A 17,545-nucleotide genomic window follows, 5' to 3' on the forward strand; every position below is an offset into this window, starting at 1 on the left:
TCCATGCGCGAGATCGTGCTCGACACCGAAACCACCGGCCTCGATCCCCTGAAGGGCGACCGGGTGGTGGAGATCGGCTGCGTGGAGCTGCTGAACCGCATCCCCACCGGCGGCCACTACCACGTCTACATCAACCCCGAGCGCGACATGCCGGACGAGGCGTTCCGGGTCCATGGCCTCTCGGCGGAGTTCCTGTCGGACAAGCCGGTCTTCGCCGACGTGATCGACGGCTTTCTCGACTTCATCGCCGAAGACGCGCTGGTGATCCACAACGCCGCCTTCGACGTGGGCTTCCTCAACATGGAGCTGAAGCGCTGCGGCCGGGAGGAGCTGTACTCCGACCGCATCGTCGACACGCTGCCTCTGGCGCGGCGGCGCAACCCCGGCGGCGGCGCCTCGCTCGACGCGCTGTGCCAGCGCTACGGCATCGACAACTCCAAGCGCACCAAGCACGGCGCGCTGCTCGACAGCGAAATCCTGGCGGAGGTCTATCTGGAGCTGCTGGGCGGCCGGCAGGCCTCGCTCGGCCTGTCGCCGCTGGACGCCCTCAACGCCCGCGGCCGGGTGCGCACGCCCCAGCGGCCGGTTCCGCTGCCGCCCCGCCTGACCGCCGAGGAGAACGCCGCCCACCTCGCCTTCATCGCGACGCTCGGAGGCGGATCGCCCGCCTGGCGGGAGTACCTGGAAGACCCGGAGGCCGCCGCCGCCGCAGAATGACGGGCTCGCCGCAGGACGCATGAAAAAGGCCGCCGGGATGCGCTCCCGGCGGCCTTTTTCGGTTCCGTCGAACGGAAAAGGATCAGTTCGGCGCGCCCTGCTGCTGGCGGGCGGCCTCGTCGGCGGCGCGGGCGCGGTAGAGCGCGGCGAAGTCCACCGGGTCGATCATCAGCGGCGGGAAGCCGCCGTTGCGCACGGACTCGGCCACGATCTGGCGCGCGAACGGGAACAGCAGCCGGGGGCACTCGATCATGACCACCGGGTGAAGCTGATCCTCCGGGATGTTCACGATGTGGAACACGCCGCCGTAGAGCAGGTCGACGCGGAAAATCTGGGTGTCGCCGTCCTTGGCCTGGCCCTCGATCGCCAGCTCGACCTCGAAATCGTGCTCGCCGACCTTGCGGGCGTTCACGTTCACGCGGATCTCGATCTGCGGCGAGGTCTCGCGCGGCGCGAGCGAGCGCGGCGCGTTCGGGTTCTCGAACGAGATGTCCTTGGCGTACTGGGCGAGGACGTTGATCGCCGGCAGGGTGCTGGGGTCCGGGGCGCCGTTGGTGTTCGCCATGGGTTAGGATCTTTCGCTGACGGAAGGGTCGCGGCCGGGCCGCGAAGCGCATCCGCGCCCAAGGCCCATGTTCGCGCGCGGCGTAACACAGGGCCGCGCGCGTCGGAAGTCCCGTCCTCCGAAAAGACGGGCGCGTCTCCGGCTCAGCGTTCGGTGCGCGCGGCGGGCTCGACCTCGCGCCATTCCCGCGCGTCCAGGTCGACCATCTCGGGCTTCGCGGCGGAACGCGGCCTCTGGGGCCGTGCGGCGGCCGGAGCCATCTCGCCCGTGAACAGCCAGCGGATGCGCCGCCGGGCTTCGGGAACCAGCGCCAGCAGGCCGAGCGCGTCGGTGAGGAAGCCCGGAACGGCGAACAGCAGGCCCGCGAGGCCGCGCATGCCGCGCGAGCCGTCGAGCGCCATGGACAGCACGCCGCCGCCGCGCCGCGCTTCGGCCCGCGCCTCGCGGATCAGCGAACCCAGCATGGCGATGCCGATCGCGGAGATCGCGACCTGCAGCAGGATGGCCTTTCCGACGCCGATGGCCGAGGCCACCAGGGCGAAGGCGACGATCTCGAGGATCGGCAGGGCCAGAAGCAGAGTAAGGATGCGCGGCATTGACGTGTCCGTGAACGAGCTTGGCGAAACAGGCCGCCATGCTCCATGTGGGGAGGCGCAGGGCGCCCGCAAGGCCCTCGCGCTTCACGGCTTCGCGTCGGGCCGGGAGGCGTTCCGTTCCCGCGCGGCGACGATCCGACTGGATCGACGCGCGGGCGCGGCACATATAGACCATGACGGACAGGCGGCGACGGGCCGCGCACGACACCAGTTGCGAGACCAGATGAACGACGGCATCGACATCTACACGATCATCATCCTCGTGTTGGCGGTCTTCATCTTCTTCAAGCTGCGCTCCGTGCTCGGAACGCGGACCGGCCACGAGCGGCGCCCCACCGACCTGTCCCGCGGACCCCAGCCGGACGCCCCGCCCGCCAACGACCGGCCCACGCTGCAGCCCCAGCGGCCGTCCGAGCCCGTGCGGGACGCGGATCCGCTGGACGACGCGCCCCCCGCGGACCGTTGGGCCGGCGTCGCCGCGCCGGACAGCGCGGTGGCCCGCGGCCTCGATCAGATCGCCGAGAGCGAGCGGGACTTCGATCCGCGCCAGTTCCTGGCCGGCGCCCGCGCGGCCTACGAGATGATCGTCACCGCCTTCGCCGCCGGCGACCGCAAGGCGCTGAAGCCGCTGCTGGCGAAGGAGGTGTTCGACGGGTTCGACGCCGCCATCTCCGCCCGGGAGGCCCGCGGCGAGACGGTGGAATCCCGCTTCGTGGCGATCGAGAAGGCGGAGCTGACCGCCGCCGAGACCTCGGGCCGCGCCGCCCAGCTCACGGTGCGGTTCGTCTCCCAGGTCATCAGCGCGACCCGCGACCGCGCCGGCGAGGTGATCGACGGCAGCCCGACCGAGATCGCCGATCTGGTGGACGTCTGGACCTTCGCCCGCGACCTCAACGCCCGCGATCCGAACTGGCGTCTCGTGGCGACCGAAGCGGTCTGATCCGACGACCGGAGGCCGCGTCCCATGTCCGTCCGCGCCGCCGTGGCGCTCGTTCTCGCGCTCGCCGGCGTTTCGCCCGCGGGCGCGCAGTCGTTCGAGCGGGGGCTCGAGCCCGTCCGCTTCGCCGATCTGAACGGCTGGGCCCAGGACGATCCCTCGCGGGCCTTCGCCGCCTTCCGCGTCTCCTGCCGGACCATGCTGGCCGGCGCGCCGCCCTTGCGCGCCGCGCTTCCCCCGCCCCCTGCCCTCACGCCCGTGTGCGAGGCCGCGCTCGCCAAAGCGCGCCCGGACCCCGCGTCCGCCCGCGCCTTCTTCGAGCGCTGGTTCCGGCCGTACCGGGCAGGACGTGGAATCCTCACCGGCTATTACGAGCCCGAGGCGCGGGGCTCGCTCCACCGCACCGCCCGCTTCGACACGCCGCTGCTGGCGCGCCCGGCCGATCTGGTGGACCTCGCCGACGGCGCGCCGCGCCCCGCGGGCGTGCCGGCGGAGCTGACGGCGGCGCGTAGGACCGCCCAAGGCCACGCCCCCTTCCCCACCCGCGCCGAGATCGAGGACGGCGCGCTCGGGCCCGACGCGAAGCCGCTGGTCTGGCTCGAGCGGGTCGACGCCTTCTTCGTCCACATCCAGGGCTCCACCCGGGTCCGGCTTGACGACGGCGCGGTGATCCGCATCGCTTATGACGGCCGCAACGGCCGGCCGTTCACGCCGATCGGCCGGCTTCTGGTGCAGCGGGGCGAGATGGCGAAGGACGTGGCCTCCATGCAGGCGCTGCGCGCGTGGCTCGCCGCCCGGCCGGCGGAGGGCCGCGCGGTGATGCGCGAGAACCAGTCCTACATCTTCTTCAAGGTCGACACGGCGCTGAAGCCGTCCGACGGCCCGAGGGGCGCGCAGGCCGCGCCGCTCACCGACGGGCGCAGCATGGCGGTCGACCGCACCCGCTGGGCCTATGGCCTTCCCTTCTGGATCGAGGGCCGGCTTCCGCCGGCGGGCGGCGGGGGTCCTCTGCGCCGGCTCGTGATCGCGCAGGACACCGGCTCCGCGATCCTTGGCCAGGCGCGCGGCGACTATTTCGTCGGCTCCGGCGACGCCGCGGGCGCGATCGCCGGAGGCATGCGGGAGCAGACCGAATTCGTCGTTCTGCTCCCGCGCGCGGACCGGCCATGATCGGGCGGGGCGGCGGGAGTCGCCGCCGCCGCCAGCTCTCCGCCGCCGAGCGCGCGCTGTGGGACAAGGTGGTGGAGACGGTGACCCCGCTTGCGCCCCGCGCCCGCGTCGAGGAGCCGGAGCCCGCGCCGAAGGAGGAGCCGAAGCCGGCGCCCCTCCCCTTCGCCGATCTTTCGTCGCCCGCTCCCGCCGCCCCTGCGCCTCCTCGCAAGTCCGCCGCGCCGCCGCTCGCGCCGCTGGAGCCGAAGCTGCGCCGCCGCCTCAGCCGGGGCGTGGTCGCGATCGACGCCCGCATCGACCTGCACGGCCTGCGGCAGGACGAGGCGCACCGGCGGCTCGCCACCTTCCTCGCTTCGGCGCAGGTCTCCGGCTGCCGGGTGGTGCTGGTCATCACCGGCAAGGGCCGGCCGGGGCAGGAGGTGGGCGACTGGTACGGGCCGGAGCGCGGCGTGCTGCGCCGCTCGGTGCCCATGTGGCTGTCCTCGCCGGCGGCCCGCGGGCTGGTTGTGGGGTTCGAGACCGCGGACGCCGTCCACGGCGGCGCGGGCGCGCTCTATGTGCGCATCCGCAAGGCGGGCGCGCTGCGCTGACGTTTCAGCCGGCGCCCACCGCCCGGTCCCGGCCGGCGCGCTTGGCGGCGTAGAGCCGGTCGTCCGCCGCGCGCAGCGTCGGGCCGATGTCGCCCGCGCCGGGCGTCGAGGTGGCGACGCCGACGCTGATGGTGACGCGCCGGTCGGGATCGGTCGCGAAGGCGGCGGCCACCGCGGTCCGCAGGCGCTCCGCGAGCCTCAGGGCGCCGGCGTCGTCGAGGCCCTCGCACAGGATCACGAACTCCTCGCCGCCGTAGCGGTAGACCCGGTCGCCCTCGCGCACCCCGTCCATCAGCGCCCGCGCCACCCGGATCAGGATTTCGTCGCCGGCCTGATGGCCGTGCCGGTCGTTGGCGGCCTTGAAGTGGTCCACGTCCGCCATCAGCACGCTGACCGCCCGTGGATCCACCGACGTCCGCTCCATGCGCTGCTGGCGCCAGTCCTCGAAGGCGCTGCGGGCGCCGGCGCCGGTCAGCTTGTCCACGGCGGAGCGGGCGAGCAGGTCCTCGTAGCGGGTGCGGTAGGTGAGCGCGTCGAACACGTCCCAGATCCGCCGGCGCGAGGGCGAGGGCCGCGCCGTGGGCTCGATCAGGGCGAGATAGCCCGCGATCAGCAGGCTGTAGAGCGCGGCGGCGCCCATCTTCGCCGCCCAGCCGCCGGTCAGGGCGCCGAGCGGCGTTCCGGTCAGCCAGTGCAGCACGGGGAAGAAGGCGATCTGGTCGAAGGTGAGCACCAGCGCCGAACTCGCCATCAGCGCCGGCAGCGCGTGGCGCCGGAACGCCCGCAGCAGGCGCTCGTAGACGAGGATCAGCGCGATGATGTCCACGAACAGCAGCACCGTGCCCCAGATCATCAGCACGCCGATCTGGTCGATGAAGCGCATGTCGGCCTGGTAGCCGGGCAGCGGCGCCAGATGCTCGTGCTGGCGCAGCAGCAGCGCCAGCGCCGCCAGCAGCAGGTTGCCGACCATCAGCCCGTAGATCGGCTGGCGCACGGTCTCGGCGTCCTCCCTTATGTAGAGCAGGAGGAACATCATCAGCTTGCCGGAGAACAGCACCGTGGAGCCGGGCGACAGCAGCCCGAACGGCAGTTCGATGAAGAACACCGCCGCCAGGTAGGTCTCGAGGAAGTGCATCACTCCGAGAGCGCACACGAACAGGCCGACGCCATAGGCGATCCGGGCGCGCAGCAGCGCGGCCATCACGCCGAAATAGAGCAGGGCCTGCAGGGTGAGCAGCAGAACGCCGGTCATCACCGTCCATCCGCACGAACCGCGCGGCGGGCGCCGACGCCAGAGTGTCCGCCCGCGTCATACATGGTTCGCGCGCGGCGCGCTGCGGAAGAACCGCGCTTAGGCGGCCCGGAACCCCAAATTTTCGTGCGGAAAAGGCCTCGCGGGGTTTCCGGAGGGCGGTCGTCCGACGCCCGGAGCAGGTCTTCCGGGCGTCGGATCGGAGCCTAGCGTCTCGTGATCGCGGTCACGAGAACGAGATCACTTGGCGTCCTTGCACCACGAGGCGGAGGCTTCGCGGCAGCGCTCGGTGTAGCCCTTGGCGAGCTTTTCCGCCGCGGCCCACTCGTCCTCGTCGATGCCGTTGTTGTCGTCCGTGTCCATCGCCGAGAAGACAGGCGCGGGATCAAGCTTCAGCTTGCCCACGTTCTTGTCCCATTCCACCCGGCTGATCTTGCCGCTGCCGTCGGTGTCGAGGGACTTGAAATCGGCCCATTCGGCGGCGACGGCGGCCGCCCCGGACAGAAGCAGCGCCGAAGCGATGGCGACCAGGGTCTTGGTCATGGCGTTTTCTCCCTTATGCGTTTATCGCTCGCCGCGTGCGCACGCGACGACCGGCCGCCTTTTTTGGCGGCCCCGCAACGGGGGCTTACCGTCGCGCCTTTATCAATGGCAAAACTTCCCTTGCACTTCGGGAATACTTGGAACTGCAGCGCCTGACACCATTTCGCCGCTTAAAAAACGCATGTGGGACAAGGTCTTGGTGCGGCGCACGTGGCGCGTCAGCAGCGCTGACTTGGTCTTAAGGCTAAGCGCCCGGCCGGAACGCGGGGCGGCGAAAGGCGCGGCTTGGGCGGGGAGCGCCACGCGGGTATAGGACAAGGCCTCGTGAAACGCGGTTCCTGCGGAGACATCCGGTCATGCGTCTTCTGATCCTCGGCGCCGGCGGCATCGGCGGCTATTACGGCGGCCGGCTCGCCGCCTCCGGCGCGGACGTGACCTTTCTCGTGCGCGAGCGGCGCGCGGAGCAGCTCGCGCGCGACGGCCTCGTGATCACGAGCCCCTATGGCGACGTCACGCAAAAGGCGGCCGCGGTCACCGCAATCGCCGAGCCGTTCGACGCGGTGCTGCTGTCCTGCAAGGCGTACGATCTTGACAGCGCGGTGGAGGCGATCGCCCCCGCGGTCGGGCCGGAGACCGTGGTGCTGCCGCTCCTGAACGGCGTGCGCCATCTGGACGCGCTGGACGCCCGCTTCGGAGCGGACAAGGTGCTGGGCGGCTCGGTCCACATCATGGTGACCATGGCCGCCGACGGGACCATCCGCCATCTCAACAGGCTGCAGCGCTTCGTCATGGGCGCGCGCTCCGCCGGGCAGCAGGACGCCGCGGCCCGGCTGCACGCGGCGCTGGAGCCGGGCGGCTTCAGGCCGGAGTTCAGCGCCGACGTGATGCAGGACATGTGGGAGAAGTTCACCATGCTCGCGACCTTCGCGGGCCTCACCTGCGTGATGCGGGCCTCGGTCGGCCAGATCATGGAGGCGGAGGAGGGCGAGGCCCTCGCCGGCGCCCTGCTTAGCGAATGCGCCTCGGTCGCGGCGGCGAACGGCCATCCGCCCCGCCAGCCGTTCCTGGACCAGAGCCTCGGCATGCTGACCGCGAAGGGCTCGGCCGCCACCGCCTCCATGCTGCGGGACACGGAGAACGGCTTCCGCACCGAGCACGAGCACATCCTGGGCGACATGCGCCGCCGCGCCCGCGCCGCGGGCCTCGCCACGCCGGTTCTCGCCGTGGCGCTGGCCCACATGCAGGCCTATGCGGCCCGGCAGGCGGGCGCAACCTGACACGGGCGTCGCGGACCGGGCCGCGAAGGCCGGAAGGGACTCCAGTTCCGGCGGACTGCGTGGTTGGCGAAGATTGCCAATCCATGCCATCCTCGGAGGACTTTTGGAGGCGAACATGGCGACGATGAACGTGTCCCTGCCCGACCTGATGAAGAAATGGGTCGAGGGCCAGACGGAAAGCGGCCGCTACGGCAACGCCAGCGACTACATCCGCGACCTGATCCGCCGCGATCAGGAGAAACAGGCCAGCATCGCCGAGCTTCAGCGCCTGATCGACGAGGGCCGCGCGAGCGGGGTCTCGACGATCACGCGGGACGAGCTTTTGCGGGAGGCGCGCGCCCGGGCGGGCGTGGCGCCGCGCGATGGCCTATAGGACGACGGCGGCGGCCAAGGCGGACCTGTTCGCTCTTTTCCGCTACGGCGTCGAAAACTTCGGCGTCGCAAAAGCCGACGCTTACTTTTCCGATCTCCTGGACGCGCTCGATCTCGTCAGCGACGCCCCTGGCGTCGGCGTCGCCCGGCCGGAGCTCGACCCGCCATGTCGGGTGCTGTTTCACCGCCTGCACGCGATTTATTACGGCGTCGAATCCGACGGCGGCGTTCTGATCCTGCGCGTGCTCCACGCCACACGGGACTGGCGGCGCCACCTCTGACCGGCGCGACGCGCCTATCGTCCCCGGGCCGCGCCGCCCTATCCTGATGGCCGCGGCCGTCTCCCCGACACCTTCTTCGCCTGCGCTGAGGTCTCATGCCCCGTCTCGACGTCGACATCGACTATCTCGGCGATCAGCTCAAGGCGCTGCTCGCCATTCCGAGCCCCACCGGCTTCACCGACGCCATCACCCATGCGGTGGTGGACGAGCTGCAGCGGCTCGGCGTCGAGCCCGAGGTCACCCGCCGCGGGGCCATCCGCGCCCGGCTGAAGGGCCGGGTCAAGGATCCGTCGCGAGCGCTGATCGCCCATCTCGACACCCTCGGCGCGCAGGTGAAGTACCTGAAGCCGAACGGACGGCTGGAGCTGGTGCCCATCGGCAACTGGTCGGCCCGCTTCGCGGAAGGCGCCCGCTGCACCGTGTTCACCGAACACGGCGCCTATCGCGGCTCCATCCTGCCGCTGAAGGCGTCCGGCCACACCTACGCCGACGAGGTGGACACCCAGCCCACCGGCTGGCCCTATGTGGAGGTGCGGGTCGACGCGCTGGCGCGGGACGCCGCCGACCTGAACCGGCTCGGCTTCCATGTGGGCGACGTCGTCGCGATCGACACCGGGACCGAGTTTCTCGACAACGGCTTCATCGTCTCCCGCCATCTGGACGACAAGGCGGGCGTCGCCATCCTGCTGGCGGCGCTGAAAGCCATGGTCGACAGCGGGAAGACGCCGCCGGTGGACACCTGGTGGGTGTTCTCGATCGCGGAGGAGGTGGGGCTCGGCGCCGCCGCCGTGCTGCCCCATGACGTGGCGGCCATGGTGACGGTGGACAACGGCACCACCGCGCCGGGGCAGGCCTCCGACGAGTTCGGCGTCACCATCGCCATGGCGGACCAGACCGGGCCGTTCGACTACCACCTCACCCACGAGCTGATCCGGCTCGCCCGCGACAACGACATACGCCACCAGCGCGACGTGTTCCGCTATTACCGCTCGGACAGCGCCTCGGCGCTGGAGGCGGGGGCGGACGTGCGCACCGCGCTCGTCACCTTCGGCGTGGACGCCAGCCACGGCTACGAGCGCATCCACATGCACGCGCTGCGCTCGCTGGCCGAACTGCTGACCGCCTACGCCACCAGCCCGATCGACATCAAGCGCGACGCCAAGCTGGTGGGCTCGATCGAGGGCTTCCCGCACCAGACCATCGAGCCGGCGGAGCCGGACATCGAGCCGGACGAAACCCTTCCCGCAGACGGGTGAAGGCCTCTCGGCGCGTGGCGAAGAGCGCGGACGTCCGATCCGCGCTTGGAGCGGCCGCCGGCCGCCGCGGGCCTCACTTCAGGTTCATGACCTGGATGACGGCCGGGCCGAGGATCACCACGAAGATCACCGGCAGGAAGAACAGGATCATCGGCACCGTCAGCTTGGGCGGCAGCGCGGCGGCCTTCTTCTCGGCCTCGGCCATGCGCATGTCGCGGCTGTCCTGGCCCAGCACCCGAAGCGCCTGGCTGACCGGGGTGCCGTATTTGTCGGCCTGGATCAGGGCGGTCACCACCGACTTGACGGATTCGAGCCCGGTGCGGGCGCCGAAGTTCTCATAGGCCTGACGCCGGTCCTGCAGATAGGACATCTCGGCCATGGTGAGCGTCAGCTCTTCGGCGAGCGCCACCGACTGGGTTCCGATCTCGTCGGCCACCTTGCGGAAGGCGGCCTCGATCGACATGCCGGATTCCACGCAGATCAGCATCAGGTCTAGCGCGTCCGGGAAGGCGCGCTGCATCTCGGCCTGACGTTTGGCCATCTGGTTCTTGAGGTAAAGCTCCGGCGCCTTGATGCCCGCATAGGTGGCGAACACCACGCCGCCGAGGCGGATCAGCGCCGGCTGGCCGAGATCGTTGACCACGAACAGGTAGAACAGCGCGAACACCATGAAGCCGAGCGGCGCCACCAGCCGGAAGAACAGGAAGGTGGTCATGGCGCTCGGGCCGCGATAGCCGGCCATCTGCAGGCGCTGCTTGGCGTCGTCGGTTCCGAGGTGCTTGGCCAGATTGAAGCGGCTCACCACCGACTGCATGTAGGCCTTGGGCTCGCGCCGGATGCCCTTGCGCTCCGCCGCCATCAGGCGCTCGCGCTCGCGGGCGCGGATGCGGGAGCGCTCGGTCGCGACCGACTTCATGCGCTTCTGCAGCGGATCGTCCACCAGCAGCGGCATGGCGAGCGACATCACCGTCGCTGCGGCCGCAAGCCCCGCCAGGATGGTGGCCGCGGTGTGAAAGTCCGTCGCCGCCTTGAAGATTTCGCTGAACACGACGGTCCCCACGCCTTCAGATGTCGAAATTGATCATCTTCTTCATCACCAGAATGCCGGTGATCATCCAGAGCGCCGAGCCCACGAGCATGATGCGGCCGAGATCGGTGGTCCACATCAGGTTCATGTAGCCGGGGTTGAGGCCCGAGATCACGACGACGGTGATGATCGGAAGCGAGCCGATGATGGCGGCCGAGGCCTTGGCCTCCATCGACATGGCCTGAACCTTTGCTTTCATGCGCTTGCGGTCGCGCAGCACGCGGGCGAGGTTGCCGAGCGCGTCGGACAGGCTGCCGCCGGCCTTGCTCTGGATCGCGATCACGATGCCGAAGAAGTTCGCCTCCGGCACCGGCATGCGTTCGTAAAGCTTGCCCACCGCCTCGTGCAGGGGAATGCCCACCGCCTGCGCTTCGACGATGGCGCGGAACTCGCCCTTGACCGGCTCCTGCGTCTCGTTGGCGACGATGCGGATGCAGTCGCCGAGCGGCAGGCCCGCCTTCAGGCCGCGCAGGATGACCTCCACGGCGTTGGGCAGCTCCACCAGGAAGCGCGCGATGCGCCGCCGTTTCAGGAAGCCGAGAATCCATGTGGGCGCGCCGAAGAAGCCCGCGAAGGCGCCGCCCAGCCCCGCAAGCGGGCTGCCCGAGGCCAGCATGACGGCCAGTCCCAGAACGGCGGCCAGGACGCCGCTGAAGGCGTAGTACCGGCCCTTGCTCCAGCCGTTCAGACCCGCCTGCGCCAGCCGCATCTCGAGGTTCGGCCGGTTGATGCGGCGCTGCCGCTCGTCCAGGGCCTTCAGGCTGTCGGCCACCTGGCCGCGCCGGAGGCTCTCGGCGGCGGCCTCCGTCGCCACCCGCCGCCGGTCGACGCCGATCAGCTTCTGGCGCTGCTCCAGCTTCTTCTCGCCGGACAGCCACGGATAGAACAGCGCGTAGGTGGCCCCGCCCGCAGCGACCGCGGCGAGGAGGATGAAGGGAAGGCGATCCATGTCCATGGGCTGAAGGGTCCGGTCCGGATCAGGCGCTGCGCGGCGTGTCGACGTCCATGGCGTCGATCGCGGCGGCGAGGCGGTTCTCTTCGCCGAAGTAGCGGGCGCGCTCCCAGAACCGCGGACGGCCGATGCCGGTGGAGCGGTGCCGGCCGATCAGCCGCTTGTTCTGGTCCTCGCCCAGGATGTCGTAGAGCAGGATGTCCTGGGTGATGATCACGTCGCCTTCCATGCCCATCACCTCGGTCACATGGGTGATGCGGCGGGAGCCGTCGCGCAGGCGCGACGCCTGCACGATCACGTCCACCGACGAGCAGATCATCTCGCGGATGGTGCGGGACGGCAGGGTGAAGCCGCCCATGGTGATCATGCTCTCCAGGCGCGACAGCGCCTCGCGCGGGGAGTTGGCGTGCAGCGTGCCCATGGAGCCGTCATGGCCGGTGTTCATGGCCTGCAGCAGGTCGAAGGCTTCAGGCCCGCGCACCTCGCCCACGATGATGCGCTCGGGGCGCATGCGCAGACAGTTCTTCACCAGATCGCGCATGGTGATCTGGCCCTCGCCTTCGAGGTTCGGCGGGCGGGTTTCGAGCCGCACCACATGCGGCTGCTGCAGCTGCAGCTCGGCCGCGTCCTCGCAGGTGATGATGCGCTCGTCCTCGTCGATGTAGCGCGTCAGGCAGTTGAGCAGCGTGGTCTTGCCCGAGCCCGTGCCGCCCGAGATCAGCACGTTGCAGCGGACGCGGCCGATGATCTTGAGGATCTCGGCCCCTTCCGGGCTGATGGAGGCGAAGCGGACGAGCTGGTCGAGCGTCAGCTTGTCCTTCTTGAACTTGCGGATGGTCAGCGTCGGCCCGTCGAGGGCGAGCGGCGGCGCGATGACGTTGACGCGGGAGCCGTCCGGCAGGCGCGCGTCGCAGATCGGCGAGGCCTCGTCGACCCGGCGTCCGACCTGGCTCACGATGCGCTGGCAGATGTTCAGGAGCTGGGCGTTGTCGCGGAAGCGGACGAAGGTCGGCTGCAGCTTGCCGGCGACCTCGATGTAGGTGCTGTCCGCGCCGTTCACCATGATGTCGGCGATGTCGTCGCGGGCGAGCAGCGGCTCCAGCGGGCCGTAGCCCAGTACGTCGTTGCAGATGTCGTCGAGCAGCTCCTCCTGCTCGGCGATCGACATCACCACGTTCCGGATCGCGATGATCTCGTTGACGATGTCGCGGATTTCCTCGCGCGCGCTCTCGGTGTCGAGCCGGGCGAGCTGGGCCAGGTCGATCGCCTCGATCAGGGCCCCGAAGATGCGGCTCTTGGTCTGGTAGTAGTCGTCCGAGCGGCGTCCGTCGCTGGCGGCCGCCGGCGCGACGCGGGGCTCGTCCGCGATGGAGATCGGCGCGATGTCGATGACCTGCGCCCCCAGCCCCGCGCCGAGGGCGGCGCGGGTGAATCCCTGCTGAGCGGGAGCAGACGGCGAACCGCCCCGTTTTCCGAACATGCGTCGCGCTCCTTGGGCCTTCAGCTTGTCAGCCGGCCTTCTTCCAGTTCATCCGCGCCTTCAGCGGCTCGAGCAGGCTGCGCTTGGTCGCCCGCGCCTCGGACCGGCCCGTGATCTTGCGCGCAAGATCGGTAAAGGTTTCGTTGACCTTGTGGCCGGGCGAAGCCTCCGCGATCATCTGGCCGTTGTTGGCCGCCGCCCCGAACAGCGCCGGATCGAAGGCGATGACGGCCGAGGGCTCCACATCCAGCGCCTTGCAGAAATCGGCGACCTTGATCTCGGCCCGCTTCGGCACCGCGACCTGGTTGAGCACCAGCCGCATCGGCGCGTCGTTGGGGCGGGCCGCCTTCAGCAGGTCGATCAGGTTCTTGGCGTTGCGCAGATTGGCGAGATCGGGGCCGGCCACGATCACCACCTCGTCGGCGGCGATCAGGGCGCGGCGGGACCACGCCGTCCAGATGTGCGGCACGTCCAGCACGCTGCAGGGCGCGTTGGCGCGCAGGATGTCGAGCAGCGGGTCGAACACGTCCTCGTGGAAGTCGTAGACCCGGTCGAGCGTCGACGGCGCCGCCAGCAGGCTGAGCTGTTCGGTGCATTTCGACAGCAGCCGGTCAACCAGCGCGGAGTCGAGCCGGTCGGGCGCGAACACCACTTCGGCGATGCCCTGCGGCGGGTCCTGGTTGAAGTCGAGGCCGGCGGTGCCGAAGGCGAGGTCGAGGTCGACCACCACGCTGTCGAGCTTGAGCTGGCGCGCGATCGCCCAGGCGGCGTTGTGCGCCACGGTCGAGGCCCCCACGCCGCCCTTGGCGCCCACGAAGGCCACCGTGCGGCCGACGGGATCCGCGCCCGGCGCCCGGAAGATCTCGGACAGCGCCCGCACCATGTCGATGACGCCGAAGGGCGGCACCAGATACTCGCTGACGCCCTGCCGCATCAGCTCGCGGTAGAGCGGCACGTCGTTGACCTGCCCGATGACGACCACCTTGGTGCCGGCGTCGCAGACCTCCGCCAGCTTCTCCAGCGTCTCCAGCAGGCGGGCGCGGCTGGCGTCGCCCTCGATGATGATGACGTTGGGAGTGGGGGCGGTCTTGTAGGCCTCGGTGGCGGCGGCGCCGCCGCCCATCTGCACCTTGACGTGCGCCTTCTCCATGCGGCGGTCGGCCGTCACCTGCTCGATGAGGCGGGCGATCTCCACCGTCTCGCAGAAGGCCTGGATCGAGACGCGCGGCAGCGGCGCGATGATGTCGGACACGTGCGACGGCCCGCCGTCGCCGGTGTGGGTGCGGTCGCTCACTGGGACTTCCCTCCAACCGCGCTGACCGAGGCGCCCTCGATCTTGTAACGTGCGGAGGTGATCTCGCTGATGCGATGCTTCTCCATCACGGTCTGACGGCGAGCGGCGTAGATGCCGGTCTCCGCCCGCGGACGCGCCAGGTCTTCCGGATCGGCCACCTGGGCCGCGAGGTTCTGCTGGGCGGCGCAGCCGAAGTTCCAGTAGTCCTCGTTGGCGGCGCCGCCGCGGAAGTCCGCGCCATAGCCGAGGTCTTCCGGCCACAGGCCGCACTGGTGCGTCAGACCGGCCTTGAGCTTCACGAAACCGAGACGCATCGGCGCGGGGCCTTCGCGGTCGTCGGCGGCGTAGCGCTGGGCGCGGATCGCGGTCGCCGGAACGCCGGCGCCCACCAGCGTGGAGCGGACGGCGGCCATCGAATAGGACGCGGCCGCGCCGCTCGGGCCGCCCTGCGGCGTCATGATCGCGATCGGACTGCGGCCGTCCCGCCGCCACTCGGCGGCGAAGGCGCGGAGGTCCTCCTTCTGGCGCGGCGTCAGGCCGTCGCGGCCGGCGCCGACCGGAAGGTCGAGCCGGGCGGCGCCCTCGCTCAGCGCGATGGGGTGCCGCTGCTCGTAGGAGGTCGGGTAAGGCTCGCCGACGATGCGGTCGGCGTGGCAGCCGCCGAGGGTGAGCGCCGTGGCCGCGATCAGCGCGGCGCCGAGGCGCCCGCGGACCGCAAGGGAAAGCGTGCCGTTCATCGCAGGAAACTCCATGAGCGCCTAAGGCCTCAGTCGATGATGAAGCCGCCGCGGCGGTGGCTCACGGTGTTGGGGTCGATCTTGCCCGGCACGCCATAGAGGCGGTTCAGGCGGCCGAGCAGCATGGCGGAGGGGTCGGAGGGCTCGGCGAAGCCGGCGTCCGGAGAAGCGAACTTGGCCGGCGCGGTGGGCTTGGCGAGATAGGGCGTCACGAAGATCGCGAGCTCGGTCTCGTTGCGCAGGAAGTCGTTGGAGCGGAACAGCGTGCCGAGCACCGGAATGCGCATCAGCCCCGGCAGCCCGTTGACCGCCCGCTTGGTGCTCTGCTGGATCAGGCCGGCCAGAACCAGCGAGCCGCCCGACGGGATCTCCAGCGTCGAGTCCGCGCGGCGGGTCTTCAGGCCGGGAACCGACGTGCCGCTGACCTGGATCGCGGTGGTGGTGTCGATCTCGCTGACTTCGGTCGCGATCTTGAGGTTGATGCGGCCGCTCGTCAGCACCAGCGGCACGAAGTTCAGGGCGACGCCGAACTCCTTGAAGGTGACGCGGGCGGTGCCGGTGTCGCGGTCGAAGCCGGTGATGATGGGGAACTCGCCGCCGACCAGGAACCGGGCGCTCTCGCCCGAGATCGAGGTCAGGGTCGGCTCCGCCAGCGTGCGCGCCACGCCGTTGCGCTCCAGCGCCTGAAGCTGGGCGCCGAAGGTGTTCGCCTTGTTGAAGCCGCCGATCACAGGGGCGTTCAGCAGGCCCTTGGCCTCGCCGCCCGCCATCATCGGAGGAAACAGGTTGCTGGGAGTCGCGCCGGAGGCGCTGTAGGGGAACAAGGTGGAGCCGACGACTTTGGCGCCGAACACGTCGAGGCCATTGGCGGCGTAGTCGAAGCCGAGCTGCTTGAGGATGTCGCGGCGCATCTCCACGACCTTGACCTTGAGCATGACCTGGTCCTGCCCGTCGATCTTCAGCGCGTTCACCACCTTCTTGGGATCGGTCATGTAGCCGGCCGCGATGTCGATCGCGGTCTGGGCCTCCTGGGCGGACTTGACCGAACCGGTCACCACCACGCCGTCGCCGACGCCCTCGACCCGCACGTTGGCGCCGTCGATGGAGCGGCCGATGGAGGAACGGATCGAGCCCACGTCGCGGGAGACCGACACCTCGTAGGAGGCGATCTCGCGGCCCTCGCCGTCGAGGAACTTCACGTCGGTCTGGCCGGGGCCGGCGCCGATCAGATAGGCCTTGCGGGCGGTGCGCACCACGGCGTTGGCGACCGTGGGGTCTGCCACGAACACCTCCTTGGCGTCCTGCGGCAGCGTGACGGCGTAGGACTTGCCGATGCCGAGATCGATCCGCGTCTCGTCCACGCCGGACGCCTGCGAGAAATAGGCTTTGTCGGCCGCCGCCGCCGGCAGCGGCGCCGCGAGCGAGAGGGCGCAGACGGCGACCAGCACGGAGCGCAGGCTGCGGCCGAGCGCGGAGACGAGCGTGCGCCGGGCGTCGGGAACGAGGCGAGCGGGCATGGAGGTCCAGTCCTGACGGCGGAGCTTGAGAGACGCCGTGGGGAACGGCGGAACGGCGGCGGGAGCGCGATCGGGGCTCATCGCGCGCCTCCCTGGGTGACGACGCCGAAGCGGACGACGGTCACGCGGTCGCGCTGCGTGGAGCTGAGGGCGTTGGGATCGATCGGGCCAGCGGCGGAGTCGGCGAGCGAGCGCAGCGCCAGCGCGATCACGCCCTGCTGGCGGCTGAGCGCCAGCGTCTCGGTCTGGGCGGGGGACAGCTCCAGCGTCGCGGTCTTGCCCACGACGACCTTCTCGCCTTCCTTGTCCTCGATGGTCTGGTCGATCGCCAGGACGCGGACATTGGCGGCGATGGTCTCGGAGTAGCTGTCGTCCCGGCCGCCGGCGCCGCTGGAGCGGCGCGTCAGCACCACGTCGACGCGGTCGTTCGGCAGGATGAAGCCGCCGGCGCCGGTCTCGGGCGAGATCTCCACCGAGATGGCGCGCATGCCGGCCGGCAGGATCGCCGCCATGTAGCCGGAGCCGCCGCCCTTGATCAGCTTGTCGGCGCGGATCGGCTCGCCGGCCACGAAGGGCGAGCGGGCGATGGCGCCGGCGTTCTCGGTCATGGCGTCCGGGGAGGCCTGCCGGGTCACGAAGGCCGGATTGCCCGCTTCCGGGGGCCAGGCCTGCCAGCGCAGGTCTTCGGCGCGGACCACGCCGCCGAGAGCCACATCCTTCGCGGCCACAAGGACTTCGAGCGCCGGGGCCTGGGCCACGGGAGCGGGCGCCTCAGGCGCGTCGCCGCCACCGCCGGCCAGCATGGCCGCCCCAAGGCCCGCGACCAGCGCGACGCCCAAAACGACGATGCGTGCGGCTCTCATCCCGTCTGTCTCCCCCGACCCCGCCTCGGACGTCGGAGGCGTTCGGGAGATTCAAGCAG

Annotated in this window: 19 protein-coding genes; 8 read left to right on the forward strand and 11 right to left on the reverse strand. The window is 70.6% G+C overall.

Translation table 11 applies throughout. The annotated features are described in order from the left end of the window. Window positions 1-3 precede the first annotated feature (3 nt). A complete protein-coding gene (gene dnaQ / locus PKE85_RS13045; protein ID WP_271205198.1) occupies window positions 4-717 on the forward strand; it encodes a DNA polymerase III subunit epsilon in 714 nt (237 codons plus the stop codon). A gap of 82 nt (window positions 718-799) precedes the next feature. Here the strand turns inward: dnaQ and secB are convergent, their stop codons facing one another. Together secB and PKE85_RS13055 are read right to left on the reverse strand one after the other, a co-directional pair. Next, complete coding sequence (secB, locus tag PKE85_RS13050) at window positions 800-1,282, reverse strand: protein-export chaperone SecB (RefSeq protein ID WP_271205199.1); 483 nt, start codon at window positions 1,280-1,282, stop codon at window positions 800-802. A 143-nt stretch (window positions 1,283-1,425) separates the two neighbouring features. After that, complete coding sequence (locus PKE85_RS13055; protein ID WP_271205200.1) at window positions 1,426-1,878, reverse strand: FxsA family protein; 453 nt, start codon at window positions 1,876-1,878, stop codon at window positions 1,426-1,428. Between the two features lie 235 nt (window positions 1,879-2,113). On the opposite strand from PKE85_RS13055, the gene PKE85_RS13060 reads away from it, so the two are divergent. Genes PKE85_RS13060 through PKE85_RS13070 form a run of 3 tightly spaced genes read left to right on the forward strand, consistent with a single transcriptional unit; the run spans window position 2,114 to window position 4,575 of the window. Beyond that, a complete protein-coding gene (locus PKE85_RS13060; protein ID WP_428981375.1) occupies window positions 2,114-2,818 on the forward strand; it encodes a Tim44/TimA family putative adaptor protein in 705 nt (234 codons plus the stop codon). 24 nt (window positions 2,819-2,842) lie between these two features. After that, window positions 2,843-3,985 carry a murein transglycosylase A gene (gene mltA / locus PKE85_RS13065; RefSeq protein WP_271205202.1) on the forward strand — a complete coding sequence of 381 codons (1,143 nt, stop codon included), beginning with the start codon at window positions 2,843-2,845 and terminating at the stop codon, window positions 3,983-3,985. After that, on the forward strand, window positions 3,982-4,575 hold the full coding sequence (locus tag PKE85_RS13070) for a Smr/MutS family protein (protein ID WP_271205203.1): 594 nt from the start codon (window positions 3,982-3,984) through the stop codon (window positions 4,573-4,575). The genes mltA and PKE85_RS13070 overlap by 4 nt, the downstream gene beginning before the upstream one ends. 4 nt (window positions 4,576-4,579) lie before the next feature. On the opposite strand, the gene PKE85_RS13075 is transcribed toward PKE85_RS13070, so the two are convergent. Both PKE85_RS13075 and PKE85_RS13080 read right to left on the reverse strand, forming a co-directional pair. Beyond that, the gene (locus PKE85_RS13075) at window positions 4,580-5,827 is read right to left on the reverse strand and encodes a GGDEF domain-containing protein (protein ID WP_271205204.1); all 1,248 of its coding nucleotides are present in this window, start codon (window positions 5,825-5,827) and stop codon (window positions 4,580-4,582) included. A 240-nt stretch (window positions 5,828-6,067) separates the two neighbouring features. Further along, window positions 6,068-6,370, reverse strand: a complete 303-nt coding sequence (locus tag PKE85_RS13080) for an EF-hand domain-containing protein (protein ID WP_271205205.1) — start codon at window positions 6,368-6,370, stop codon at window positions 6,068-6,070. A 356-nt stretch (window positions 6,371-6,726) separates the two neighbouring features. On the opposite strand from PKE85_RS13080, the gene panE reads away from it, so the two are divergent. The 4 genes from panE to PKE85_RS13100 all read left to right on the forward strand — a co-directional run bounded on the left by panE (window position 6,727) and on the right by PKE85_RS13100 (window position 9,556). Continuing rightward, entirely contained in the window at window positions 6,727-7,647 is a 921-nt protein-coding gene (gene panE, locus PKE85_RS13085; RefSeq protein ID WP_271205206.1) for a 2-dehydropantoate 2-reductase, read from the forward strand. Between the two features lie 115 nt (window positions 7,648-7,762). Then, window positions 7,763-8,020 (forward strand): type II toxin-antitoxin system ParD family antitoxin, encoded by a 258-nt coding sequence (locus tag PKE85_RS13090; protein WP_271205207.1) that lies wholly within the window; start codon window positions 7,763-7,765, stop codon window positions 8,018-8,020. Further along, complete coding sequence (locus PKE85_RS13095; RefSeq protein WP_271205208.1) at window positions 8,010-8,300, forward strand: type II toxin-antitoxin system RelE/ParE family toxin; 291 nt, start codon at window positions 8,010-8,012, stop codon at window positions 8,298-8,300. Before PKE85_RS13090 ends, PKE85_RS13095 begins: the two co-directional genes overlap by 11 nt. A 95-nt stretch (window positions 8,301-8,395) precedes the next feature. Continuing rightward, complete coding sequence (locus PKE85_RS13100) at window positions 8,396-9,556, forward strand: osmoprotectant NAGGN system M42 family peptidase (RefSeq protein WP_271205209.1); 1,161 nt, start codon at window positions 8,396-8,398, stop codon at window positions 9,554-9,556. Between the two features lie 73 nt (window positions 9,557-9,629). Here the strand turns inward: PKE85_RS13100 and PKE85_RS13105 are convergent, their stop codons facing one another. From PKE85_RS13105 to cpaB, 7 genes are read right to left on the reverse strand one after another with little or no spacing between them, the layout of a single operon-like run. Continuing rightward, window positions 9,630-10,604 (reverse strand): type II secretion system F family protein, encoded by a 975-nt coding sequence (locus PKE85_RS13105; RefSeq protein WP_271206063.1) that lies wholly within the window; start codon window positions 10,602-10,604, stop codon window positions 9,630-9,632. A gap of 16 nt (window positions 10,605-10,620) precedes the next feature. Continuing rightward, window positions 10,621-11,598: a type II secretion system F family protein gene (locus PKE85_RS13110; protein WP_271205210.1), complete on the reverse strand. Its 978-nt coding sequence runs from the start codon at window positions 11,596-11,598 to the stop codon at window positions 10,621-10,623. Window positions 11,599-11,620: 22 nt separating this feature from the next. After that, window positions 11,621-13,075, reverse strand: a complete 1,455-nt coding sequence (locus PKE85_RS13115; RefSeq protein WP_271205211.1) for a TadA family conjugal transfer-associated ATPase — start codon at window positions 13,073-13,075, stop codon at window positions 11,621-11,623. Window positions 13,076-13,103: 28 nt separating this feature from the next. Then, window positions 13,104-14,369: a CpaE/TadZ family protein gene (locus tag PKE85_RS13120; RefSeq protein WP_271205212.1), complete on the reverse strand. Its 1,266-nt coding sequence runs from the start codon at window positions 14,367-14,369 to the stop codon at window positions 13,104-13,106. After that, window positions 14,366-15,106, reverse strand: a complete 741-nt coding sequence (locus PKE85_RS13125; protein WP_271205213.1) for a CpaD family pilus assembly protein — start codon at window positions 15,104-15,106, stop codon at window positions 14,366-14,368. Before PKE85_RS13125 ends, PKE85_RS13120 begins: the two co-directional genes overlap by 4 nt. A 29-nt stretch (window positions 15,107-15,135) precedes the next feature. Further along, window positions 15,136-16,704 carry a type II and III secretion system protein family protein gene (locus PKE85_RS13130; RefSeq protein ID WP_271205214.1) on the reverse strand — a complete coding sequence of 523 codons (1,569 nt, stop codon included), beginning with the start codon at window positions 16,702-16,704 and terminating at the stop codon, window positions 15,136-15,138. Then, window positions 16,701-17,486 (reverse strand): Flp pilus assembly protein CpaB, encoded by a 786-nt coding sequence (gene cpaB, locus PKE85_RS13135; RefSeq protein WP_271205215.1) that lies wholly within the window; start codon window positions 17,484-17,486, stop codon window positions 16,701-16,703. Before cpaB ends, PKE85_RS13130 begins: the two co-directional genes overlap by 4 nt. Window positions 17,487-17,545 lie beyond the last annotated feature (59 nt).

The sequence above is a fragment of the Methylopila jiangsuensis genome (genome assembly GCF_027922305.1).
GTDB classification, from domain to species: Bacteria; Pseudomonadota; Alphaproteobacteria; order Rhizobiales; family Methylopilaceae; genus Methylopila; species Methylopila jiangsuensis.